We start from the raw sequence: 23,300 nt of genomic DNA, 5'->3' as shown, positions 1-23,300 counted from the left end.
GGGGCGCGAGGAGCCTCGCCTGTTCATCGTCGCTGGTAAATTCCATGACTGGCCGGCGTGTCGAACGTGCTCTGTCGGGCGCTGGCGCCTGATTCGTCCGCGAGCGCGGCCCGCGCTCGTCTAGGTTGCGCGAATGAAAATCCTGCTTTGGGCGGCTCTGGGGCTTCTGTGCGCGGCCTGCGGCGACGACGCCGAACCGTCAGGCCCGGGAGGTGGTGGCGGATCCGGAGGTGGCGGCGGCAGCGGCGTCACCAGCGGCGATGGCGGCGACGGCGGCAGCGGCGGCGAAGGCGGCAGCGGCGGCGAAGGCGGCAGCGGCGGCCGCAGCGAGGGCGCTGGCGGCGAAGGCGGCAGCGGCGGCCGCAGCGAGGGCGCTGGCGGCGACGACGGTACCGGTGGGCGCAGCCCCGGCGCCGGCGGCGCTGGCGGCAGCGACGATGCCGGCGGCGCCAGCGGCGTCGGCGGCGGGTCGACGGGCGTGAGCACCGATCTCGCCGCTCCGGACGCCATCTATCTTCACCCGACGGACGATTTCGGCAGCCTCGTGTGGAGCATCGCCATCGCCGGGGCTCACGACGGGGGCGCCTACGTCGGAGGCAATTCATACGGCGAGCTCATGCTGGGCGACCAGCTGATCACCGAACGGGGCGCGTTCCTCGTCCGCCTCGATCCCGACGGCGATCTCCTCTGGTCGGCGCCCATTGTCACGGAAGACCAGTCCGGTGCCAACGCCGTGACGACCGACCGGGCGGGCAACGTGCTCTTCGCGGGCGAGCTCAATGGAGCGATGAAGATCGGGAGCACGACGCTGACCGCCCCGCTGGCCGATCCCGACGCGCTCGTGGCCAAGCTCGACGCCGGGGGCGCCGTGCTCTGGGCGAGGAGCTTCGACTCGGGCGCCACGGATCGCGCCCTCGCGATCGCGACCGACGCGACGGGCCATGTGTACGTGGGTGGCTATGTCGATGGCGACATCGACTTCGGCGGCGGGGTCGTGGAGGTGGATGGCGAATCCCCGTTCCTCCTGAAGCTGACGCCGGACGGCGACTTCGTCTGGGCCAAGGTGTTCAATCGAGACGGCGGCAGCGGCGATGGCGCCACCGGCAACACCGTCGCCGGCGTCGCCGTGCACGAGAGCGGCGATGTGTGGGTCACGGGCCACGCCGACGGGCCGCTCACCATCGACGGCACGACGCTGGCGCTGCCCGCCGCCTCGGAGAGGATGGGCTTCGTCGCTCGCTTCTCGAGCGACGGCACGACCCAGCTCGCGCGGCGCTTCGGCGGGCCTGTCTTCGACGCCGGCACCGACATCGCTGTCGGCGGCGGCATCTTCCTGTCGGGCGTGGTGAGCGGCGAGAGCGACGTGCTCGGGACGACGGTGCGCGCGGACAGCGAGGCGCCGTTCGGGACAGCGTTCGTCGCGAAGCTCACGGAGGACGGGACCGCCGCGTGGGTGACCACGCCGGAGCGCAGCGGTCAGGCGTCCGGCATCGCGCCCGACATGACGGGAGGCGTCCACGCAGCGGGCCGCTCCGACGACACGGCCACCCTCGAGTACGCGCCGTTCGTGGCGTACACGCGCGGGCCCTCCGAGCCCACGGTGACCCAGCGCTACGTGGCGACCGACAGCTCCGCCGACGACATCGCGCGCTCCCCCGACGGCACCCTCTGGGTCGCGGGCATCATGTACCTGTCCCTCGATGTCGGATCGGGCCCCGTCGCGTCGCCGGGCATCAGCGGGTTCGTCCTCCGCTACCCGCCGCGCTGAGGTAGTGTCGGGCAATGCACGTTCGCCCCTACCGCATCGATGTCCCCGAATCGACGCTCGACGACCTCCGCCGCCGCCTGGCCGCGACCCGCTTCCCGGCGCCGCTCCCCGGCGGCGGATGGGCCCACGGCGCCGACGTGGCTTATGTGCGCGAGCTCTGCGAGCACTGGCGCGCGCGCTACGACTGGCGCAGCCACGAGGCGTCGCTGAACCGGATCCCGCAGTATCTCTGCGAGATCGACGGAGTCGATCTCCACTTCTGGCACGCGCGCGGCAAGGGGCCGGCGCCGGTGCCGCTCCTGCTCGTCCACGGCTGGCCCGGCTCGATCTACGAATTCCACCACCTGATCGGCCCGCTCACGGATCCGGCCGCTCACGGGGGCGACCCGGCCGACGCGTTCGACGTCGTGGTCCCGTCGCTGCCGGGCTACGGGTTCGGCGGCAAGCCGCGCGAGCCCGGGTGGGACGTCCGCCGCGTCGCCGCGGCGTTCGACCGGCTCATGGTGGAGGCGCTCGGGTACCCGCGCTATGGCGCGCAGGGGGGCGACTGGGGCGCCTTCGTGAGCGCGCGCCTCGGCGCGGCGCACGCCGAGCACCTCCTCGGCGTGCACGTGAACCTGATCCTGGCGGCGCCCCCCGCGGGGGAGCTGACCGAGGAGGCGCAGCGCGCGCTCGCCACGGTCGGCGCGTTCCGGGCGGCGGAGGGCGGCTACAGCCACGTGCAGGGGACCAAGCCGATGTCGCTCGCCATCGCTCAGTCCGACTCGCCCGCAGGGCTCCTCGCGTGGATCGTCGAGAAATTCCGCACCTGGAGCGATTGCGGCGGCGACATCGAGCGCGCCTTCTCGAAGGATCAGCTGCTCACCAACGCGATGTTCTACTGGGCGCCGGACAGCATCGCCAGCGCGGCGAACCTCTATTACGAGACCTTCCGCGACGAGGCGATGCCGCCTTATCTCTTCGAGAAGATCGCGGCGCCCACGGCCGTCGCCGACTTCCCCGGGGAGATCTACCGCGCGCCGCGCGCGTGGGTCGAGAGCAGGGCCAACCTGGTGCGGTGGACGGAGATGCCGCGCGGCGGGCACTTCGCGGCCCTCGAGGCGCCCGAGCTGCTCCTCGAGGACGTGCGCGCCTTCTTCCGGTCGCTGCGCGCCAGCTCGGGCGTCTGAGCCGCGGCCCCGGGCCCGCCGGCGGCCGGCGGTGAGCGGCATCGCTCGCCCGGCGCAGCGCGCGAGGGCGGGCGAGCGCGCGGGCCGGGCGGCGATCCGGATCCCAATCCCGCGGACGCGTGGACCTCCGATCACCGGCACGCGTCGCTCGAAAGCGTCCCGGCGAGCTGTATCAGCGCGCTCAAGTCGGTGAGCTTCGTCTTCCATTAGGCCCACCGCTCGCACGGCTCCCAGATCATCGTCGGCGCCGAGAGCCTCGAGGCAAAGAACTCCATCTACGGTTTCAAAGGCGGGACTCTTCCGCGGGGGCGAACCGTCGCGATCCGTCGGATGCTCCGGGGTTCTGGGGGAGCGTGACGACGGATCGCAGCCCCTCGGGAGGCATGGGCCCAACCCGGGCCCAATTATCAAGCCCTGGGCCTGGGGAACTCGCCGTGACCGATCCGTCGCCTCGGGCGGCCGTGGTCGCCTTGCTCGCCTGCGCCCTGAGCCGCGCCGTCACCCTCGGGGACGAGGTGGGGTCCCGCGTCGTTCACGAGGCGCTCGGTCAGCTGTTCGGGCTGCCAGTGGCACCGGAGGGGTGGGCAGGCGGCCGAACGTCGCGCCCGCCGCTCGCTCGCGCGGGCTTTGCTCGCTGAGCCCGCCCGGGCTCCAGCCGAGGGGTGAGATGCGCGCCATCTCGTGTACAATCGGATTATGAAACGTGGTCTTCGTTCTGCGTTGCTTGCCGTGTTGCCGGCGCTGACGGGCGCATCGTGCGGGGCGCTGCTCGGCCTCGATGACTTCACCGACGCTCAAGCGCCGGGCGGCGGGGGTAGCGGAGGGATTGACGCCTCCTCTGATGGCGCCGGGACTGCCACGTCGGGCGGCGTCGATGGATCGGGGGGCGCACCGTGGGGCGGAGGCTCAGGCGGCGCTCCCGGCGGTGTGTGCGCTCCGAACAGCGACACGCGGTGCTCGGGGAACACGCCGCAGCGGTGCGACGACCGCGGAGCGTGGCAAGACGAGGCGCCGTGCCCCGCCAGGGCGCCGGTGTGCCGCGGAGGGACCTGCGTGACACCTCCGAGCTGCGCCGACCTGGCACCGACGTGCGGGCCGATGAGAAACGAGAGCTGCTGCGCGACGACGGCGGTATCGGGCGGGAACTTCAACCGGAGCAATGTCAGCGAGCATCCGGCCAAGGTGAGCGACTTCCTGCTGGACCGGTTCGAGGTGACCGTGGGGCGATTCCGCGCGTTCGTCGATGCGTACCCGGGGAGCTTCCCCGAGCCGGGAGCCGGGAAACACCCGAAGATCGAGGGGAGTGGGTGGGATTCGAGGTGGAACGGGTATCTGGCTTCGAGCGCGGCGTTGCTCAAGGACGAGGTAAAGTGCGACTCGATGTTCCGGACGTGGACGGATACGGCGGGCGACAACGAGCGTCTGCCAATGAACTGCCTGAGCTGGTATGCTGCGTTCGCGTTCTGCGCCTGGGATGGGGGCCGCTTGCCAACGGAGGCGGAGTGGAACTACGCAGCGGCGGGCGGAGACGAGCAGCGGCCGTACCCGTGGTCGACGTCGCCCACGGATGAGACGATCGACCAGAGTTTTGCGGGATATGGCTGCACCTTCACGGATACTCCAGAGAAGTGTACGTTCAGGGACATCTTGCCTGTCGGATCACTGAAGACAGGAGATGGAAGATGGGGGCAGGCCAACCTGGCCGGGAACGTGCGAGAATGGGCCCTGGATATATGGGGGGACTATTCCGAAGATTGCACGGACTGCGCTAACTTGGAGGGGGGAGGCGAACGGGTATTGCGGGGCGGCTCCTTCTCGGATGACGCGCAATACCTGCTTTCATCCACCCGCGACAGCTACGACGATACGACGCGCCGCCCCTACGTCGGGGTCCGCTGCGCGAAAAACCCGTAGTTACGAGGCGAGTCCACCGAGCGGATCCGTTCTGCTGCGAGCTGGAACGGCGGCCGCGGGCTGCGCTGAGCGAGCACCCGGAGATCCGGTACTCGATGTGGTCGTCGTCCTCCGAGATCGCCGAGCAGACCGAGGAGGACGTGCAGCTCTACCTGGACACGCTCGACGCGCTCGGGCAGGAGTTCCCGGAGGTCACGTTCATCTACATGACCGGCCCCGGGGACGAGGAGTACAACGGCGTGAACCGCGTGAAGCGCAACCAGCAGATCCGCGACTTCTGCCGCGACCACGGGAAGATCCTCTACGACTTCGAGGACCTCGACGTCCACTGGAACGGCGAGCGGCACACCGCGGAGGTGGACGGGGTCGAGATCCCGATGGAGCACCCGCATTACGACGTGGATACGTCCGGCAACGCGGAGTACGAGTACACGCACACGACGCAGGACAGCTGCGAGAACAAGGCCCGCGTCTTCTGGCGCATGATGGCCGAGCTCGAGGGGTGCAGCGTACAGTAGGCGTCGGGCATGGGCGCGCGCGGGCGCGCGCGACGGCCTGGTGAGGTCCTGTATCGCGCGCTCCTCGCGCTGGCCGCGCGCCGGCCCATCGCGGCCAGCGCCCGGCCGCGGCGACGACCTCGTGAGCCGATGTCTTTCCTGTCGGTTAAGTCCAGGTTTCGGGCCGTGAGCGCGGCTGTCTCGCGGCGCGCGCGCCTTGCGAGCCGCCTCGGGCCCATGCTACGCGCATGGTGCACGGGCTTGCATCTCTCGCGTGTCTCTCGCGCAGGGGCGCCGCCCGGCAGCCGATCGGAGGCGGGCGATGGACAGCGCGATACCGCTCGGGAAGAAGCAGATCATCGACGGCCAGCTGCGGGTCTATTACTACGGCTACTGGATCAAGGCGTACGAGGCTCCGGCCGATACGCTGCTCGCGAAGAAGCGCCTCATCGAGGCGCTGACGCGGCGCCTGTTCAACCACGTCGAGCACGGCATCAACGTCCCCGGCAAGCGGCTGGACGAGGCGCGGCGCGCCTTCGAGTCGGAGGCCGATCCGCAGCGAAAGCGCGTGAAGGGCGCGATGCTCGCGGGCGCGATCTTCAATCGGGCGGCGGATATCTTCACGAAGCTCGTCGAGATCCAGGCGCTCGGCGTCACCATCGAGCCCGACAACGCCCTCATGCGCGAGTGCGGAGAGCACCTGCTCGAGGCGCTGACGCTCGGGAAGATGGTGCTCCACCGCAGCGGGGAGGAGGGGCTCGATGAGCTCTGGGGAGAGCCGTTCAAGGCGTTCTCCTTCCCCGTCGAGGCGTTCTACAACAGCCGGTATGTGAAGATCGCGCAGAGCATGAGGGCGATCGACGGCATCCGCGACGAGATGATCGCCACCTTCGGCGGCGCGCCGATGTTCGCCGGTCTGGACCGCCTGGCCCGCGAGTTCGCGCACGCCGCCAAGGTCAAGTGCGAGACGCTCCGCACCGACGCCGAGATTTTCGAGGTCTGGACGTCCTTCGTCGTGTCGGCGGAGAAGCTCGCCGCCTTCCAGCCGCAGCTCGGCCCGGACGCCTCGCCCGCCGAGCGGGAGCAGGCGGCCCGGGGCGTCGAGCTGATCGTCCGCGGCAAGAACGTGATCTCGTACATCACCCGCGCGCGCGTGCCGATGCCCAAGACCGCTTGTGAGCTCAGCGAGCGGTACGCGCGTTACCGCTCGACGTACGAGTGCGCCGCGCCCGCGTCCGCGTCGGGGCCTGCGCGCAGCGTGGCCTGAGCCGGCGGCGGCAGCGGGCCGGAGCGGCGCGTGCTTGTTGCCCGGCGGCGTCGGGCCCTGCTACGATCCGCGATCGATCTGTTGATAGCGCTGCAAAGTGCGTCCTGCGGGGTCGCCGCGCCGAGACCATCGCGTGGGAGGTCCAATGTCGTGCTTTCGTGATTCGACGTATCTTCTCTGGTGTGCAGCCGCCGTGGCAGGCGGCGTCGTCGGGACCGGTTGCGGCTCCGTCGCGGAAGAAGGCGATGGGGGCGATGCGACCTCGACGACCACATCGAGCGCCGGCGGGGAGGGCGGGCGCGGCGGGGACGGCGGACGCGGCGGGGAGGGCGGGCGCGGCGGGGACGGCGGACGCGCCGGCGCGGGCGGGCGCGGCGGGGAAGGCGGGCGCGCCGGCGCGGGCGGGCGCGGCGGGGAAGGCGGCGCGGGCGACGGAGGGTCCGCGGTGCCGGTGAACCCGTGCGGGAGCGCCTGTGGCGCCGACGAGCTGTGCGACGAGAGCCACCTCGGCCTGGACGACGATTGCGACGGGGAGGTCGACGAGACGTGCGCATGCGTCGCGGGCCAGGCGCGCTCCTGCTTTCGCGGGGACCCGTCCTACCGGAGCTACGCGGGCTGCTTCCCTGGCACCGAGATCTGCGACGGCGCTGGCACGTGGGGCCCGTGCGCCGGCGGCCTGCACGCGGCCGACATGTGCTTCCTGAACGACGCCGGGGGCTGCCACCCGATGCAGGCGGCTCCGTTCGCCGACGTCGACCTCAAGGAGGGGACGGGCACGTTCAGCGAGGATGCGGGCTTCGAGTCGTGGACGGTGGCGTGCCCCGAGGGCGTGGATCCGTGCCCCCTGGTCGGCGGGACGGCGCCGGCGGACGACTTCAAGCCGCTGCAATCCGGCGAGTACACGGTCACGTACACGAAGCGCGGACTCATGGACGGCGGCACGAGCAGCTGCACCTACCCGCTCTTCGTCGGCGCACGCGGCCTCCGCGTCGAGCTCGAGTGGGAGCACGACCTCGGCGACGTCGATCTCGACCTGCACCTCCACAAGCCGTCCAACACACGGCCCTGGAACATGAACGGCTCGCCGGTGGACTGCGGATGGAACAATTGCACCATCGAGAAACTGTCGGGTTTCTCGGAGCTCAGCTGGTTCAGCGACACGGCGATGCCGCCCGAGCCGGTGAACTGGTACCTCGACCCGGAGGAGAGCAACAACACCTGCTTTCACGTCCCCCGAGGCGTGGGTCAGCTGTGGCGAGACGACGGCCGCGGCTGCCACAGCCCGCGGCTCGATCTCGACAACGTACACTGCGACCCCTCGGTCACCGACCCGGAGGACAACAACTTCTGCGCGCCGGAGAACATCAACGTCGATTTCCCTCCGAAGGGCCAGTGGATGCGGATCGGCGTGCATTACTTCGGCGGCAACGTAGCAGTCGACGTCCACCCGCGGATCAAGGTCTACTGCGACAGCGCGCTCGGGGCCGAGCTCGGGCCCAAGGGGTTCTACCTGCCCGAGCTGCCCGTCCCCTTCGCTCCCGAAGATGCCGAGGATAGAGTCTGGCTCGTCGCTGACGTGATCTTCCCGGAGCCCGACGAGTGCGGCGAACGGACCTGCATCGTCCAGCCGCTCTACGCCGATGAGGCCCTGCGGACGCCGGCGCTCACCACGAAGCGCGTGGTCGAGAGCAGCTTCGGCCCGGAGTATCCGCCGGTACCTTGAGCCACGCGCGCGCGGCTCAAGGTACCGGCGGCGCTCACCCCGCCTGCGGCGCCGCCACGAGCTGGATCGCCTCCTCCGGGCAGGCGACGACGCAGAGGCCGCACGCCTGGCACTGCGCCGCGTTCGGCGTCATCGCCGTCTTCCGGCCGTGGACGAGCGACTTGAGCTTGCCGCGCAGCGACAGGGCGTCGAAATCGGCGCTCGCGATGCGCGTGATCTCGAAGACTTGATAAGGGCACACCTCGACGCAATCGCCCTTCGCCTCGCACCGGTTCCGGTCCACCACGGGCCGGAAGGCGCCGGGCTCGGCCCGGCACTTCTCTCCAGGCCTGTCCGGGTGCGCGGCCGCGCGCCGCGCCTTCTCCTTGTTCAATGACTCCGCCATCTGCGTGCCTCCCGCCGCCGCCCGCGCGGAGCGCTCAGAAACAGCTCGAGCGCGCCTCGAAGCGCGCAGCGTAGTTCGACCCGAGATTGCTGTCCCACGCGCCGTGGGACTCGGCGGCCACCTCGATATCCCAGGCGTTCATGTGGCCGTATTGATCGTAGGCCCAGAGGAAGAGGTCCTCCTCGGTGGCGGTCGGCTCGTTGCAGACCCAGGTGCCGCTCGACTGCGGCGGGAGCGGCGCGCCGCCGCAGATGCGCTGGCCCGAGGCGTCGGGCGGGGGCGAGCACCAGGCGCAGTCGCGGGGCGCGTTGCTGACGAGGACGTAGGCGTCGCCGTGCGCGCCCGCGCTCGCCGGGAGGAGCGCGTCGCTGCCGTTCAGCCGGATATAGAGGTTGATCTCGTGGTCCGGATACAGGCCGCGCAGGTAGCCGCGGTAAGCCACGGTCAGCTTCGCGGCGTCGCTCCGGACCGGATCCTGGATGAGCTCGAACGGCCCGGCGTGCGCCGTGGTGGTGGGCCCGCAGTAATCGTAGCTCGGCGGGTAATTCGACGCGGCGCCCTCGCGCGCCACGGCGGAGAGCGCGAGCGAGAGCGGGAGAGCAGCGGCGAGCGTCTTGCGGAACATGCGTGGACCTCCAGGAGCGTGTCGGCGCCGGGGCCGCGCGCAGCGCGAGCGCGCGGCGGCCCGGACATGGGGGCTACCAGCTCCGACCACGCCGGTCAACGCGCCGCGGGCGGCGGCCAGTCAGCGCGCCGCGGGCGGCGCGCGGGCGTGGCGCCGCGGCGGTCGAGCGACTCCGCCGCGGGCCGGCGCGCCGCGTCCAGCCGAGCTCGCGAGCCGCCTGCGCCCGGCTCCGCCCCCACCGGACGAGGCGGCCAGAGCCGCTCCTCTCCGGCGACCGGTCATGGCATAGTCGGCCGATGAACCGCGAACTCCTTGGCTCAGCGCTCCTCGGACTCCTCATCGCCGCCTGCGGCGACGCTGCCGTCGAGGCGCAGCCCGGGGGCGGCGGGGCCGGCGGCGAGGGCGAAGCCAGCTCGACCGGCGGGGGTGGGGGCGGCGGCGGAGGGCCAGTCGCCTGCGGGGGGGCGGGGGAGAGCTGCGGCGAGGCGGAGTACTGCGATATGGGCGAGGCGGGCGACGCGTGCGCCGGAGAGGCGCTCGGCGAGTGCGCCGCGAGGCCGAGGGTCCAGGACTGCCCCGAGGAGTGCCCGGGCGTCTGCGGGTGCGATCAGCGCCTGTATTGCAACGAGTGCCTGGCCCACGCGGCCGGGGTGAACGCGTCGAAGGACACGTCGTGCACCAGCGCGGACTACGAGATCGGCGGGCGCGACCTCGTCTTCGTGCACAATGCCGACCTGGAGGCGAATCGGTGCCTGACGCTCTCCCTCGCCTGGCCGGCCGAGAGCGGTCCGCGCTTCACCGGCGTCGCGCTCCCGGAGCACTGGGCCCTGCTGGATGTGTGGCTCACCGGGCAGATGCGCGATTGCACCGCGGGGCGCACGCCGAGCGACGACGGGCTCTATGTCGTGACCGGCGCCACCGGCACGATGTCGTGGGAGTCCGAGCCGGACACCGGCATCCCATGCGTCATCGACATGGACGTCACGGTCGCGCTCGAGGGCGAGCCGGGGACCGAGCACGTCCAGGCGACCGGCGTGATCGTCGACAATACATGCCTGTAGCGTCGGGCGGCCGAGCCGGTCGGCCGCTGACCGGTAGCGCGGCTCACGGCGAGGGCTTCCGGCCGCCCGGCGCTGGAGCAAGCGCCGCGGCGCCCGCACCGACGGCCGCGCCCGCGCCGACGGCCGCGCCCGCGCCGACGGCCGCGCCCGCGCCCACGCCGATGGCCGCGCCCGCCGCCGCGGTGGCCACGCCGGCGACGATGCCCTCCCAGTGGCTACCCTTCCACAGGACCTTGCCGCAGCGCTCGCACCGCCAGAACTCGTCGTAGCGCTCCACCACCATCGCCGGCACCGCGCCTCGCACCGTGTCCTTCGGCGCGGCCGCGAGCGCGCCGCCGCACGCCATGCAGCGCGGATCCCGCACGGGCAGCCCGAGCTCCCGCAGCACGAAGCCCGCCTGCTCCATCGGCCGGAGCCCGCGGGGCACGTAGAGCCCGCGCACCGCCGCGGTGCGCAGCGGCCGCCGCGCGAACACCCCGGCGTCGGAGCTCAGCAGCACCCGGCCGGTCCGCTGCGCGAGGCGCACGAGCTCGCCGTCGTCGATGCCGTGCTCGAACGTCGCGTCGTACCCGGCGCCGCGCAGCCAGCGCGACAGGCCGCCGAGCATCGCGTCGCACAGGAAGCTCGGCCCCGCCGCCGCGTCCGGCGCCGGGCCGGCCCCGCCGCCCGCTTCATCCACGAGCACGCCCCATGCGCTCAGGATGGCGCCGGGCCCGCGGGCAGCAAGGCGCCGGCCGCGAAATCCCCACGCCTCGCTCGCGCGCTGGTACCGTCGCCATACCGTCTCGCGACGGTGGAGGAGTCGATGTCGACGATGGGTGCGAGGTGCTCCTGCGCGGCGCTCGCGCTCGCCGTGCTGGCGAGCGCGCAGCAGGCTTTGGCCTACTGCCGCTCGAACACCTGCAAGGATACGACGCTGTGCCTGCAGGACGACCAGCCGGTCGGGTTGTGCAAGCCGCTCCGCTGGACGGGCGACTGCATCGGCTTCGCCATCCAGGAGGACGCGTCGAGCGAGGTGTCCTACCAGGAGACCTCCGACCTGCTCGACGCCGCGTTCGGCGCATGGCAGCAGGCGCCCTGCGGCGCGGGGACCCCTGGCATCCGTGTGCAGAACCTCGGGCCGGTGAGCTGCGGCGCCGTGGAGCTGAACGCGCGGGACGGCAAGACGAGGGTCGTCGACGGGCTCGTGCCGGGCAACGCCAACGTGGTCGTCTTCCGCGACATGGACTGGCTCGCGGCCGCGGGGCACAGCAGCGAGATGCTCGCGCTCACCACGGTGCAGTTCGACAAGAAGACCGGTGATCTCTGGGGGGCAGACATGGAGATCAACACCCATCTTTACGACATGAGCGTCGGGGACGACTCCGCTGCGCCGAGGGAAGACCTGCTCGCCATCGTCACGCACGAGGCCGGGCATTTCCTGGGGCTCGACCACACGATGGCCGGGCCGGAGGCGACCATGCACTACAGGTACGACAGGTTGGATCCGATGAACTTCCGGACGCTGCACGAGGACGACATCGCGGGCATCTGCCAGATGTACCCGCCGCGGGATCTCTCGGCCTCGGCCTGCAACCCCATCCCTCCCCATGGGTTCTCCGCGGAGTGCGCGGCGGACCAGCAGATCGGCTGCAGCGCGGCGCCGCCTGGCGCTGGCGGCCGGGGGTGGAGCGCGCCGCTCACCGCGGCTGCGATCGGCGCGGCCGCATGGCTCCGCGCGCGCCGTCGCGGTCGGCGCGCGCGGCCCTGACCGGCGCGCGCGGCCCTGACCGGCGCGCGCGGCCCTGACCGGCGCGCCCGGGCTGCGGGCTACGGCGCCGCGCCGCGCTGCTGGGCCCGGCGGGAGAGCGCGTAGGCGACCCCCCGTTCCAGCGTCCCCTTCGTGACGATGCCCCCGAGATCCGCCTCGAGGCCGACGAGCGCCTGCGCCACGCTCGGCCGGATCCCGGTGATCACCACCTCGGCGCCCAGGAGCCGCACGCTCCGGGCCGCGCGGACCAGCGCGTCGGTCACCTCCGCCCCTGCCTCGGGCATCCCGGTGACGTCGAGGAGGGCGATCCTGGCCTGCTGGTCCGAGATCCCGTGGAGGAGCACCTCGATGACCTGATCGGCCCGCTCGCGGGTCATGTTGCCGACGAGCGGCATGACGAGAACGCCGGCGGCGATCGGCAGGAGCGGCGTGGAGATGGACCGGAGCGTCTCCTCGCGGACGCGGAACATCTGCTCGTGCAGCCGCAGGTTCTGCTCCTCGGCCCGCACGCGCTCGGTGATGTCCGCCGAGATCCCGCAGACGCCCGTGGCCCTGCCCTCGTCGTCGCGGAGCGCGAACTTGGTGGTCATGTACACGTGCGTGCCGTCGGGCAGCTCCACCCGGTCCTCGAGGACGAGCGGCGCGCTGGAGCCGAGGGCGTCGCGGTCCTGCGCCTCGAAGCGCGCGGCGGTCTCCGTGGACATGAACTCGCGCTGCGCCCGGCCCAGGAGCGCGCCCTTGGGCTTGCCGAGCGCCGCCTCGATCGTGCGGTTCGCGACGGTGAAGCGGCCCTCGGTGTCCCGCGCGTAGATGAGCAGCGGCGCGTTGTCGATGATGGCCTCCAGGAGCGTGGCGCTCTGGCGCTGCCTCGCCTCGGCCTCCTGGTGCGAGGTGACGTCGCGGGTCACCGCCATGACGAACTGGACCCCGGACTCGTCCCGGAGCGGCAGGTAGGTCACCTCGAGCCAGCACCGGCGGCCCTGCTGCTCGTCGATCACGTAGGGGGTCGCCGGGAGCGTGACGACCTCGCCGGCGACCGCGCGCAGGAAGGGCTCCGCGAACCCCCGCGCCACGGACTCGGGGTCCTCGAGGAGGTTGAACGCGCCCACCACGCGCTCCCGCTCCGTCTTGAACCACGCGACGCTGGTCTCGTTGATGACCGCCAGCAGCCCGTCGGTGCGGTAGACGAAGATGGGCATCGGCAGCGCCTCGAAGAGCGCCTCGTACGAGATGCGCGGTTCGCCCGCGGAGCCCTGCGCGCCCGGCGGCGGCGCGCCGTCGCCGAGCCGGCGCTCGAGCTCCTCCACGCGGGCCCGCAGGCGCGCGTTCTCTGCCGCGATCGGGTCGTTGCCCCCCTGTGTGCTCATGGTTCCTCCCGCGTCGGTGCTCACGCCGTCCGAGGGCGCTCGACGCGGAGCTCGGTCCAGGGTGAGGTCTGCTCGGCCAGGGTACGATAGGCGAGCGCCGCGGCGCCGACGAAGAAGAGGGCGAGCGCCGCCGGGCCGACGTCGATGCCGCGGGCCGCGCCGGGACCGTCGAGGACGCTCGCGTGGAACGGGAGAAACAGCCCGAGGTGCAGCGCCGCGAGCGCCGCGCCGAGCGCGAGCGCCCAGCCGCGGTGGAAGCGCGCGCGCCGGGCGTGGTGGGCGATCACCGTGTCGGAGGAGACGCAGAGGTTGCCGTGCGCCGGCGCCCGGAGCACCCACGCCTGCGCGGCGTCGCGGTACCCCTTGCCGGCGGCGCTCGGGTCGATCTCGCGGCGCACGGCGCCCGCGATGTAGATCGCGTCGCCCGGGAGGACCTCGGACACGTAGACGGGCGCGCCGCCGCGGCTCGCCGGGACAAAGGTCGTGTCGAGGGTGAGCCTGCCGCTCGCCGGCTCGACGCGCACCGCGGCGCCCGAGGGGAGCCGGAGCGAGAACGCGCGCGCCCGGGTCTGCCACGCGCCCGGCGCGGCGCCGGACGCCTGGCCGCGGCACGAGATCTCCACCGAGATCACCGCCTCGTCGGGCGCGGCGTCCTCGGTGCCCACCTCGCCGCGGAGCAGGGCGAACCCCTCGCGCATCGCTGCAGGGCCCCGCGCGTAAGCGGCGACCTGGGAGCGCCGCTGGTGGTGGAGGCAGCGCGCGATCGCGATCGCGACCGCGGCGCCCAGCACCACCCCGGCGACCCCGTACACGATGAGAAGACTCACGACAAAACCCATCTCGCCAGCCTAGACGTGCGGCCCTGACGCGTCGAGATGGGCTGTTCGCAATGGCCGCTGGAGCCCGGCGTCTCGGCTTCCGCCCATGGCACCTCGCTCACCCGCGCGCGGCGGGGCGATACCCACGTTGAACTCGGCAAGGACCGCTCCCCGGGGCGCGCGGAGGGCCAGGAGCGGCTCATCGCGGCCGCGCTCGAGTCCGGCCGCTCGCGAGGTATCCCGCGCGCGCCTCCCTGAAGTAGCATCACGTCGTCATGCGTAAGACAACACCCCCCGAAGCCGCACGCACCTCCCTGAATCTTCGAGCTCTCGTCGCGTCGCTCGCCGCGCTCACCGCGGCCGTGTCGTGCTCCCCGAGCGATCCGAGCCCTTCCGTGGACGCCTCGACGGCGGGGAGCGGCGGTCAGGGGGAAGCGGAGGCAGCGCGACCGCGGGCTCGGGTGGCCTATCGTCGAGCGGCGGCGCGCCGGGTGGGAGCGGGGGCTCGGGTGGGAGCGGGGGCTCACCGAGCGAGCCACGCCCCACGGTGACCGCCGCTCCGGGCACGGAGCTCGTCACGATCGACACGAGCGTGCTCCACCAATCTTTCGAGGGCTGGGGCACGAGCCTGTGCTGGTGGGCCCATCACGTGGGCGGATGGGCGGAAGCCAAGCGCAATGCCGTGGTCGAAGCGGTCGTCGATCCGGTGAAGGGCCTCGGCTACAACATCTTCCGCTACAACATCGGGGGAGGGGAGAATCCGTCGCACGAGCACATGGAGAAGCATCGCGAGATGCCGGGGTTCCAGGGCGCCGACGGGACCTTCACGTGGGAGAACGATGCCAACCAGCGCGCCGTCCTCTTGCGCATCGCAGAGCGCGGGGCGGATCTGATCTTCGAGGCGTTCTCCAACTCTCCCCCGTACTGGATGACGAGCAGCGGCTGCGCCTCGGGCAGCGGGAACGGCGGAGACAACCTCAAGGCCGACCACTACGACGACTTCGCCCACTACCTCACGGAGGTCGTGCGCCGCTACAGGGACGAGCACGCGATCACCTTTCGCACGCTGGAGCCGCTGAACGAGCCTCACGCGAGCTGGTGGAAATCGAACGGCTCCCAGGAAGGTTGCCACTTCGACCGGGCGAGTCAGGAGAAGATCATCCAGGAGGTGGCCAGGCAGCTCACCAGCAAGGGCCTCGGCGGCACGGTGGTCAGCGCGTCGGATGAAAACAGCATGGATGATGCCGTCCGGAACATCGGCGCATTCGGCCCGGAGACGCTCGCCGCGCTCCAGCAGATCAACGTCCACTCCTACGCGGGCAGCCAGCGCGAGGAGCTCCGGCGGCTGGCGACCGAGCTCGGAAAGCGGCTGTGGCAATCGGAGTCGGGGCCGCTCGGGCAGAGCCTGAGCGACGACACGGACGCGGCGCTGTTCATGGCGGAGCGCATCATCCGGGACCTGCGCGAGCTGGGGGCGGAGGCCTGGGTGGACTGGCAGTCGGGCGATCCGTCGCGCAGCTGGGCGAGCTTCACGCTGAACGACGGCGAGCAGTCCTACACTCCCATCAAACGCTTCTACATGCATGCCGGCTTCAGTCGTTACATCCGGCCCGGCGCGACCTTCGTCCACGTCGACAGCGAGGACATGGTGGCCGCGGTCAGCGCCGACGGGGGCTCTCTCACGCTCGTGGTCCGCAACGGCGACCGCAGCGCGAGCCGCGGCTACACCTTCGATCTCACCCGGCTCCCCACGGTCGGTCTCGCGGCGGAAGCGCGCCGCACCTCGCGCACGGAGGACCTCGAGCGGCTCCCCGACGTGGCGATCGAAGACTATCGCTTCGCGGTCACGGTCCCGGCCTTTTCCGTCACCACCTTCGTCATCCCGATGCCTTGATTTCCCCTGTCTCTCGGGCCCGCGGTGCCCGCAAGCCAGGTCGCCGGCGCGCGCTGCTCGTCGATGGACACCGAGCCCCGGGCGTCACGGGCCCGCTGCCGGGGCCGGATCGAGCTGCACGTCGACGGTCCAGGCGCCGCCCTTCTCCTCGCCTCGCACGGTCACGCGCCCCGTCGCGAGATCGAGATCGAGCGCCGGGTCGCCCCCGTCCTGGGTCGTGTCCCCGTCGTGGACGCGGACGACGTGGTCCCCCTCCACCGCGCACTCGGACACGCCGGTCGTCCCCGCGCCGTAGAGCATGCGGCCGCTGCACGCGAGGCGCGTGCGGCACTTGCCGCCTCGCGGGAAGGGCGCGACGTGCAGCGCGCACCGCGCGCCCGCCTTCACCGGGCTCGGTCCCGTGGACTCGGTGACGCGCGCGGACCGGCGCAGCGCCCTCCTGGTGGCGTCGAGGAGCGGCTCCCCGGCGACGGGCGGGCTCTGGTAAGCCAGCGTGAGCTCGACGCGGTACGCGGGCGCCGCGTCGCGCCAGACGGCGCCGGCTCTGCGGACGCTGTCGAGCGAGACCTCGGCCCGCTCCCCGGCGCGCGAGCCCTTGTCCTGGTACGAGAGGACATAAACATGGGTGCCAGGCTCCGCGCCGGAGTCCTCCTCCACGCCGCTGCTGAGCGTCGACATGCCGTCGAGCGGATCGCTCGATCGATAGATCGGCTCCCCGCCGCAGACGACCTGGAGCGAGGGCACCCGGATGTCGTCGCCCGAGCTCGTGAGCTCCGCCTCGACGGTGCACGGCGCGCCCGCCGCGAGGGGGAGCCCCGTGGCGCGCGCGACGCCCGCATTCCAGGTCGCTGTCGCGCGCCGCGGCGGCTTCTCGGGCCCCGGCGCGGCCGGCCCCGGTGACGCCGGCGCGGGCCCGGGCGCAAGCGCTGACGGCGCCCGGACGGGCTCGGGTGGCAAGGCGGGGACCGGCCCCGGAACGCCGTCCGTCGTGCCGGGCGCCGGCGCCCTCAGCGCATAGCCCGCGACCATGGCGCAGATCCCCAGGCCCGCGAGCAGCGCCAGGATCGGCGCGGCCAGCGAGCGCCTCGGCCGGCCGCGCACGGCGTCGAGCTCGCGGCCGAGCTGGTCGAGCACGCGACGGGCGTCCTCCACCTGGCGCTCGAGCTGCTCGACGCGAGCCGCTCGATCGTCGTCGCGGTGGTCCTGGAGCTCCTTTCTGGCCGTCGCGAGCTGCTCCTGGAGGCTGTCGACGCGTCCGCGCAGCGCGTCCCGTTCGTCGCGGTACCGCATCGCATGACCATATCACCGGGCGGGGCCTTTCATCGGTCAGGATGGAACATCTCCTGCATTGCGTTGAAGCTGGGCTGGCAGATTGTGCCAATGTGGGCCGCGATCGTGCTGGGGCTCAAAGGTGGAGAGATGCGCTTTACATTGATGTCGCTCCTGTTCGTTCTCGGCTGCAGCTCTGTTGTCACGGAGTCTCCGGGTGATGTGGTCCGTGACTCCTCGGGGATAGAACGACAGGGCGGGGCCGGTGGCTCACCCGAGACCGACGGCGATGGCGGCGCCGGCACATCGGGAACGGGGGGCAGCGGGGGCATGGCGTCCGGAGCCGGCGGTGACATCGGCGTGATCGAACCCGACGGCTGTTTGCGCCAGACGTGCTCCAGCGAGGGTCATATCCTGCGGCAACTGAAGCCCGACTCCACCTGGATGCCGAGCGGTGACCCGCTCACCGTGGACTGTCCTCCGTTCTCCGAGCTCCAGGACCCCGAGCCTGGTATCTGCTTCCTGAGCGAGCCGACCGTCGAGGATCCAGGTGATGGGCTCATGTGCTGCTATATGATCAGCCTCTGCTGCCTGTAGCGGCGAGACAGGGGGGATCTGGAGCGTCGTTCGGACCACGATTCGATACCCGTGAGCAGTCCAGGTCAAGCTGCTCCTCTGGAAGCAGTCTCTCGGACTCAGGGCGATCAGGCGCCGGTACCGTTGTTCACCTCGTACAGGTCGCGGGGCGGCCAGTCGAGGTCCTCCGGGGCCGGCGCTAGGCCCCTCGGAGCGGGGGCGCTCGTGAGCGCGACCGGATCCCCGGGCGCCGCGCGGCAGCTCTGCTACAAGCAGCCTCCATGGCCAGCACCGACGCGCAGCCCCCGAGCAGCGACTACCTGGACCGGCTGATGCGGAGGGGCTCCTTCGAGGCGCTGTGGCCCTTGTTCGCAAAAGCGACCAGGCCGGCCAAGGAAATGACCGAGAGCTACTCTGCCCTCTGCCATCTTCGGCCCCTCCTGACGAAGGGCCGCCCATGTCGCGTCATTCACGTCGGGGACGGGGCGCACGCGAGGACCGGAGCCCTCTTTGCGCTGAAGAGCGAGGCGGACAACATCAGCGTCGATCCGCTGCTCAACGTGGCCCTGGTGGAGGCGTGGCGCGATCGCTTCGGGGTTCGGCGCCTGGCGTGGCACAAGGCCAGCATCGACGACGTCGCGGAGCAGCTCAACGCCCTGCCCCCGATGCCGGTGTTCGTGACGTTCGTCCACGCCCACGTGCACATGGACAGGGTGCTCGATCGGCTGCGCTGGGACGCGGCCTTCACCCTCGCGTGCTGCTTGCCCGGCCACCAGCTCACGCAGACGCGCGTACCGCTCGAGGAGGGCGTTGATCCGGGCGTGCTGTCCACGGGACGCCGGTACCAGGTGGTGGTGAATCCCAGCGCCTCGGTATCATGGCCTGCACAGGCCATTTCAATGCAGGGAAGCGAAGATGGCGGCCACGAATAACGCGCTACCGCCTGGAGATCCGGGCTGAGGAGCAGACCCGGGCGTGCCACGACGCGGAGCTCGCCCGGGATCCCGGCGGGGCCGACCCGGGTGAGGCGACTACGGGAGCTCCCAGCCCTGCGCATCCCCGCGGCACGCAGGCCCGCACGCCTCGCCGTTCGGATACGAGGTCCGGTACTCGGGGGTGAAGCTCCGCTTTCCGACGAGCTCGCCGTCCCGCCGCACCATGACGTCGACGCGCGCTGGCGTGCCGTGAATCGTGATCCCCTGCGCGAACTGCCCGGGGATCGGGGTGCAGGACTGCGAGACGGAGTCATCGTCCGACGTCTCCGTGCATCGTGTCGCTGCATCGATCGAGACAGTGACCGTCGGGCTGCACTGGACGAACACGCCGCCTCCACCGGCCTGCGGCGTGTTCGTCCAGGTATAGGAGCACGACACCTCGTCGCCGTCCACCGAGAGCTCCAGCGCGTACTCTCCCGCCGCCCAGCTCTTGTCCGCCGTCGTGGTGATGATGGAGAAGCTGTCGAGACAGCCTATCTCCGTGCACTCCCTGGTGATGCAGCCGTACGCGGCGGCGATCGTGGCCAGCCCGGTGACGAGCGCGATGGCTTTGCGCGCGAAGGGTCCGAGTCGAACGAGGCGAGAAAGAGATCGAATCATGGGGCCCATCCTCTCTCCGGCGGAAGCGCCGTGGATCGACGCGCAGGCGTAGCAATGGGCAGGCCATCCGTCCGGACGGAAGAGACCGGCTCTCCAGGCGTCATGCGCCGCGCGTTGCGCCGCGCGCGCCCGAGCGCCGCATGACACGCGCGTCACGCCGACGTCCGCCGAGCTGGTCGCCCGAGCGGAGGCCCACCCCTTCGGCGTGCCGGTGCCCAGCGTCCAGGCGTCAGGCCGGCGGGCCGCGCGAAAAAACGATACCGGCTAGTTTCGGAACTTGACAGTTTCGGAACTCGCCGGTATCAATATCTTCCTCGGGGATGACGCATGGCTCAGAACGATGACGAGGCCGTCGATGTCGAGGCTGCGCAGCCAGGACGCAAGCGAGACCACTCTCGCGACGCGAAGATCCTCGACGCCACGCTCGAGGTCCTCGCCGAGGTGGGCGCTGCGGGCCTGACGATGGACATCGTGGCCGCGCGAGCCGGCGCCGGGAAGGCGACGATCTACCGCCGCTGGACGTCGAAGACAGAGATGGTCATCGACGCCGTCGCGCACATGAAGCGCAATCAGGTCGATCTCGAGCGCCTGCCCGACACAGGCACGCTCCGCGGAGACCTGCTGGGCCTGTTCAAGCCGCAGTCGATCGAGGAAGGCGAGCGCAAGCTCAAGATCATGACCGGGCTCGCCTCGTTGCTCTCGCAAGACCAGGCGCTCGCCGAGGCAGCGAACGCCGCGGTGGTCCAGCCATGGGCCGAAGCGCACTTCGCGCTGATGCAGCGAGCGGTCGAGCGCGGCGAGATCTCGGCGTCCGCCGACATCGGCACGCTGTCCCAGGTCATCCCGTCGATGGCCGCCTACCGCACGCTGGTTCAACGCAAGCCGATCGACCTGGCCTTCCTCGTGTCGATGGTCGACGGGGTCATCGTGCCGGCCCTCCGGGGTCAGCCCTCGGCGGTACCACCCGATCCGAAAGATCACAGACCTGTTCCCACCACCTCACGGGCCGACGGATCCCCGTTGCCCCGAAGAGCCGCGACCGTGCGGAGACGCTCGAAGACCTGAACCTGCATCCGGAGAGAATCATGACCGTAAGCGTTGCCAACCACCTCAACTTCCGTGGCGATGCTCGCGCAGCGCTGGAGTTCTACCAATCCGTGTTCGGCGGCGACATCACCATCGTCACCTACAAGGACGCCCAGAGCGTCCAGGATCCGTCGGAGGCGGGGCAGGTGATGTGGGGCCAAGTCACCGCCAGGAACGGCTTCCAGGTGATGGCGTACGACGTGCCGTCCCGGATGCCGTGGGATCAGGGCAAGAATGCGTTCTTCGTCTCGGTCCGCGGCGACTCGGCCAGCGAGATCGCCGCGCTCTGGGAGAAGCTCTCCGACGGCGCGACCGTCGCGCAGCCGCTGGCGCCGTCGGGATGGACGCCCCTCTACGGGATGCTCAAGGACCGCTTCGGCATCACGTGGGTCCTGGATGTCGCCACGGAGTACAAGGCGCCCTGAGCCAGCGGCGGAACGCGCGGGGACGCGGCGCCGAGGAGCTCGTCGCAGACCGCGGCGAGCTCCGCCGCCCGCACCTCGCCCCCCGCCTCCTCCAGCCGAAGCCGGTTGTGGCTCCTACTCGCGGGCGCGCTCGCCGATGGTCAGGAGGACGCGGCAGCCGGCGCGCTCGCCGCTGCGGACCTCGAAGGCGTGGGCGCCGTCGCCGGCCAGGGCCCAGTGGTGGAGCGTCAGCGGGCCGCAGCGCTGCGTCGGCGGGTCGAGCAGCGCCGTGTTGCCGTGGACCGCGAAGGTCCAGGTGCAGCCGTCGCCGTCGGTGGCGGCGGCGGCGTGCGGCCCGGTGCGCTCGATCGCGATGCTGCCGACCTGGGGCTCGTAGCTCGGCGGCAGCGGGTTGCCCTCGGCGTCGGCGCAGGCGACGGTGGCGACGTTGGCGCGGGTGAGCGGATCGGGCGGGGCGTAGGCCCACGCGCCGACGAACGCGGCGGCGGGATCGTCGTCGGCGTCGGGGTCGACCCAGGTGCGCTTGCCGGCGGCGAGCACGAAGTCGCAGTCGGGGCCGCCGGGGCGGTGGCTGATGGCGTCGACGACCTCGGCGGCGCCGGCGCCGTCGCGGGCCAGGGTCCAGCGGGTGATGGTGTAGCTCGAGCCGATGACCGGGTTGTCGCAGGTCGCCTCCGCAGACGCGAAGCGCGCGTGCTCGTCGTCGGCGTCGTGGAAGGTCCACGAGCATCCCTGATCGGTGCGGCCGGCGAGCGTCCGGTCGCCGTCACGGGCCAGCACCAGCGTGCCGATCTGCGGGATGTCGAGCTCCACCGCGGGGGCGTCGCCCTGGGCCGGGCAGGACACGTGAGCCAGGTTGGTGCCGCTGGCGCGGTCGGGCAGGTCGTAGGTCCAGGTGCCCTCGAAGCCCGACGGCGACGAGGAGCTGTTGCAGGCGGGGAAGAGCGGGACGAGGACGAGCAGGATGAGGTTGCGCATGGTTGCCCGCAAGACCACGCAGCTGGCCGTCGTGTGACATCCGGGCCGATGTCACATCCGCGCCGGCCGCGCTGTCCATGATCGAGGCAAGCCAAGGACCATGAAACCCGACGTCGAGATCCACCGCCGCTTCCTGTTCGCGATCGCCTACCGCATGCTCGGCAGCGCGGCCGACGCCGAGGACCTCGTGCAGGACGCCTACGTCCGCTACCTGGCCGTGCCCGAGGCCGAGGTCGAGTCGCCGAAGGCCCTGCTCGGCACCATCGTCACGCGGCTGTGCCTCAATCTGCTGGGCTCGGCGCGCCACCGGCGCGAGACCTACGTCGGCAGCTGGCTGCCCGAGCCGATCTGGAGCGAGGCCGACGCGCTCGACGCCTCGTCACCCCTGGCCCGCTGGCAGTCGGTGTCGGTGGCGTTTCTGGTGGTGCTGGAACAGCTCTCGCCGCTCGAGCGCGCGGTCTTCGTCCTGCACGAGCTGTTCGACTACGACTACGCCGAGATCGCGCGGGTAGTCGAGCGCACGCCCGCCGCCTGCCGCCAGCTCGGGTCTCGCGCCCGCGAGCACCTCGAACGGCAGCGGCCGCGGTCTCCGCCCACCCCCGAGGCCCACCGCGAGCTGGTCGCGCGCTTCGCCCGCAGCGTGGGCTCGGGCGACCTGCGCGGGCTGGTCGACCTGCTCGCCGGGGACGTCGTGCTCGACGCCGACAGCGGCGGACGATTTGCGGGCGCCGTGCTGGCGCCGTTGCGCGGCCGCGAGGCGGTGGCGGGCTTCGTCGCCTCGACCCCGCGGCTCCCGGCCGGCCCCTTCGACGCGGCGATCGGCGACGTCAACGGTGAGCCGGCGCTCCTCCTGCGCGACCGCACGGACGCAGCGATCCGCGTCGTCATCACGCTCGACATCGACGGCGGCGTGGTGCGCGCCATCCGGGCGATGGCCAATCCCGACAAGCTGCGGTGGCTCAACGCCGGCCGCGATCCGTGATCGGGCAGCTCGGCCTCGCGGGCGGCGTCGTCGCGCCAGGCGCGGCGGCGCGACGACGCGATCGCCCGACGCCGCGAGCGACACTGGCCGTCTGGTCTGATGTTCACCGCTCGTTCGGTGCTCGACACCCGTGAAGTCGAGGTCCGGTCGG

General features: G+C 71.6%; 22 protein-coding genes. 14 read left to right on the top strand and 8 right to left on the bottom strand.

Annotated elements, in window-relative coordinates; genetic code table 11:
* Positions 1-133: 133 nt before the first annotated feature.
* The 6 genes from WME89_RS41070 (at position 134) to WME89_RS41045 (ending at position 8,338) form a co-directional block, all read left to right on the top strand.
* On the top strand, positions 134-1,768 hold the full coding sequence (locus tag WME89_RS41070; protein WP_438005037.1) for a hypothetical protein: 1,635 nt from the start codon (positions 134-136) through the stop codon (positions 1,766-1,768).
* Between the two features lie 14 nt (positions 1,769-1,782).
* On the top strand, positions 1,783-2,937 hold the full coding sequence (locus WME89_RS41065) for an epoxide hydrolase family protein (RefSeq protein WP_438005036.1): 1,155 nt from the start codon (positions 1,783-1,785) through the stop codon (positions 2,935-2,937).
* Positions 2,938-4,035: 1,098 nt separating this feature from the next.
* Positions 4,036-4,851: a formylglycine-generating enzyme family protein gene (locus WME89_RS41060; RefSeq protein ID WP_438005035.1), complete on the top strand. Its 816-nt coding sequence runs from the start codon at positions 4,036-4,038 to the stop codon at positions 4,849-4,851.
* A gap of 95 nt (positions 4,852-4,946) precedes the next feature.
* Positions 4,947-5,369 carry a hypothetical protein gene (locus WME89_RS41055; protein ID WP_438005034.1) on the top strand — a complete coding sequence of 141 codons (423 nt, stop codon included), beginning with the start codon at positions 4,947-4,949 and terminating at the stop codon, positions 5,367-5,369.
* Positions 5,370-5,670: 301 nt separating this feature from the next.
* The gene (locus tag WME89_RS41050) at positions 5,671-6,615 is read left to right on the top strand and encodes a hypothetical protein (protein ID WP_438005033.1); all 945 of its coding nucleotides are present in this window, start codon (positions 5,671-5,673) and stop codon (positions 6,613-6,615) included.
* A gap of 193 nt (positions 6,616-6,808) precedes the next feature.
* Positions 6,809-8,338: a hypothetical protein gene (locus WME89_RS41045; protein WP_438005032.1), complete on the top strand. Its 1,530-nt coding sequence runs from the start codon at positions 6,809-6,811 to the stop codon at positions 8,336-8,338.
* A gap of 34 nt (positions 8,339-8,372) precedes the next feature.
* Here WME89_RS41045 and WME89_RS41040 read toward each other — a convergent pair whose 3' ends face one another.
* Both WME89_RS41040 and WME89_RS41035 read right to left on the bottom strand, forming a co-directional pair.
* Positions 8,373-8,723, bottom strand: coding sequence for a 4Fe-4S binding protein (locus WME89_RS41040; RefSeq protein WP_436621183.1), 351 nt, complete (start codon positions 8,721-8,723; stop codon positions 8,373-8,375).
* Positions 8,724-8,757: 34 nt separating this feature from the next.
* Positions 8,758-9,348, bottom strand: coding sequence for a hypothetical protein (locus WME89_RS41035; RefSeq protein WP_438005031.1), 591 nt, complete (start codon positions 9,346-9,348; stop codon positions 8,758-8,760).
* A 296-nt stretch (positions 9,349-9,644) separates the two neighbouring features.
* Here WME89_RS41035 and WME89_RS41030 point away from each other — a divergent pair, with 296 nt between their 5' ends.
* Positions 9,645-10,409, top strand: coding sequence for a hypothetical protein (locus WME89_RS41030; RefSeq protein ID WP_438005030.1), 765 nt, complete (start codon positions 9,645-9,647; stop codon positions 10,407-10,409).
* Between the two features lie 43 nt (positions 10,410-10,452).
* Here the strand turns inward: WME89_RS41030 and WME89_RS41025 are convergent, their stop codons facing one another.
* Positions 10,453-11,094 carry a Mut7-C RNAse domain-containing protein gene (locus WME89_RS41025; protein WP_438005029.1) on the bottom strand — a complete coding sequence of 214 codons (642 nt, stop codon included), beginning with the start codon at positions 11,092-11,094 and terminating at the stop codon, positions 10,453-10,455.
* 120 nt (positions 11,095-11,214) lie between these two features.
* Between WME89_RS41025 and WME89_RS41020 the strand changes: the two genes are divergently transcribed.
* Positions 11,215-12,159: a matrixin family metalloprotease gene (locus WME89_RS41020; RefSeq protein WP_438005028.1), complete on the top strand. Its 945-nt coding sequence runs from the start codon at positions 11,215-11,217 to the stop codon at positions 12,157-12,159.
* 59 nt (positions 12,160-12,218) lie between these two features.
* On the opposite strand, the gene WME89_RS41015 is transcribed toward WME89_RS41020, so the two are convergent.
* Complete coding sequence (locus WME89_RS41015) at positions 12,219-13,526, bottom strand: PAS domain-containing protein (protein WP_438005027.1); 1,308 nt, start codon at positions 13,524-13,526, stop codon at positions 12,219-12,221.
* 20 nt (positions 13,527-13,546) lie between these two features.
* The gene (locus WME89_RS41010; RefSeq protein ID WP_438005026.1) at positions 13,547-14,365 is read right to left on the bottom strand and encodes a hypothetical protein; all 819 of its coding nucleotides are present in this window, start codon (positions 14,363-14,365) and stop codon (positions 13,547-13,549) included.
* Between the two features lie 526 nt (positions 14,366-14,891).
* On the opposite strand from WME89_RS41010, the gene WME89_RS41005 reads away from it, so the two are divergent.
* Positions 14,892-16,238, top strand: a complete 1,347-nt coding sequence (locus WME89_RS41005) for a glycoside hydrolase family 30 protein (protein ID WP_438005025.1) — start codon at positions 14,892-14,894, stop codon at positions 16,236-16,238.
* A gap of 84 nt (positions 16,239-16,322) precedes the next feature.
* Here WME89_RS41005 and WME89_RS41000 read toward each other — a convergent pair whose 3' ends face one another.
* Positions 16,323-17,528, bottom strand: a complete 1,206-nt coding sequence (locus tag WME89_RS41000) for a hypothetical protein (protein WP_438005024.1) — start codon at positions 17,526-17,528, stop codon at positions 16,323-16,325.
* Between the two features lie 3 nt (positions 17,529-17,531).
* On the opposite strand from WME89_RS41000, the gene WME89_RS40995 reads away from it, so the two are divergent.
* Complete coding sequence (locus WME89_RS40995; RefSeq protein WP_438005023.1) at positions 17,532-18,104, top strand: hypothetical protein; 573 nt, start codon at positions 17,532-17,534, stop codon at positions 18,102-18,104.
* Positions 18,105-18,364: 260 nt separating this feature from the next.
* A complete protein-coding gene (locus tag WME89_RS40990) occupies positions 18,365-19,015 on the top strand; it encodes a hypothetical protein (RefSeq protein ID WP_438005022.1) in 651 nt (216 codons plus the stop codon).
* Positions 19,016-19,114: 99 nt separating this feature from the next.
* On the opposite strand, the gene WME89_RS40985 is transcribed toward WME89_RS40990, so the two are convergent.
* The gene (locus WME89_RS40985) at positions 19,115-19,678 is read right to left on the bottom strand and encodes a hypothetical protein (protein WP_438005021.1); all 564 of its coding nucleotides are present in this window, start codon (positions 19,676-19,678) and stop codon (positions 19,115-19,117) included.
* 327 nt (positions 19,679-20,005) lie between these two features.
* Between WME89_RS40985 and WME89_RS40980 the strand changes: the two genes are divergently transcribed.
* Together WME89_RS40980 and WME89_RS40975 are read left to right on the top strand one after the other, a co-directional pair.
* Complete coding sequence (locus WME89_RS40980; protein WP_438005020.1) at positions 20,006-20,743, top strand: TetR/AcrR family transcriptional regulator; 738 nt, start codon at positions 20,006-20,008, stop codon at positions 20,741-20,743.
* 20 nt (positions 20,744-20,763) lie between these two features.
* Positions 20,764-21,189, top strand: coding sequence for a VOC family protein (locus tag WME89_RS40975; protein ID WP_438005019.1), 426 nt, complete (start codon positions 20,764-20,766; stop codon positions 21,187-21,189).
* A 114-nt stretch (positions 21,190-21,303) separates the two neighbouring features.
* Here the strand turns inward: WME89_RS40975 and WME89_RS40970 are convergent, their stop codons facing one another.
* Complete coding sequence (locus tag WME89_RS40970; protein WP_438005018.1) at positions 21,304-22,167, bottom strand: hypothetical protein; 864 nt, start codon at positions 22,165-22,167, stop codon at positions 21,304-21,306.
* A 100-nt stretch (positions 22,168-22,267) separates the two neighbouring features.
* On the opposite strand from WME89_RS40970, the gene sigJ reads away from it, so the two are divergent.
* Positions 22,268-23,149 carry an RNA polymerase sigma factor SigJ gene (gene sigJ, locus WME89_RS40965; protein WP_438005017.1) on the top strand — a complete coding sequence of 294 codons (882 nt, stop codon included), beginning with the start codon at positions 22,268-22,270 and terminating at the stop codon, positions 23,147-23,149.
* Positions 23,150-23,300: the final 151 nt, after the last annotated feature.

This window comes from Sorangium sp. So ce321 (assembly GCF_051530195.1).
Classification (GTDB): domain Bacteria; phylum Myxococcota_A; class Polyangia; order Polyangiales; family Polyangiaceae; genus Sorangium.
Note: the sequence above shows the minus strand (reverse complement) of the source record. Positions and strands in the feature narration are given on the sequence as shown.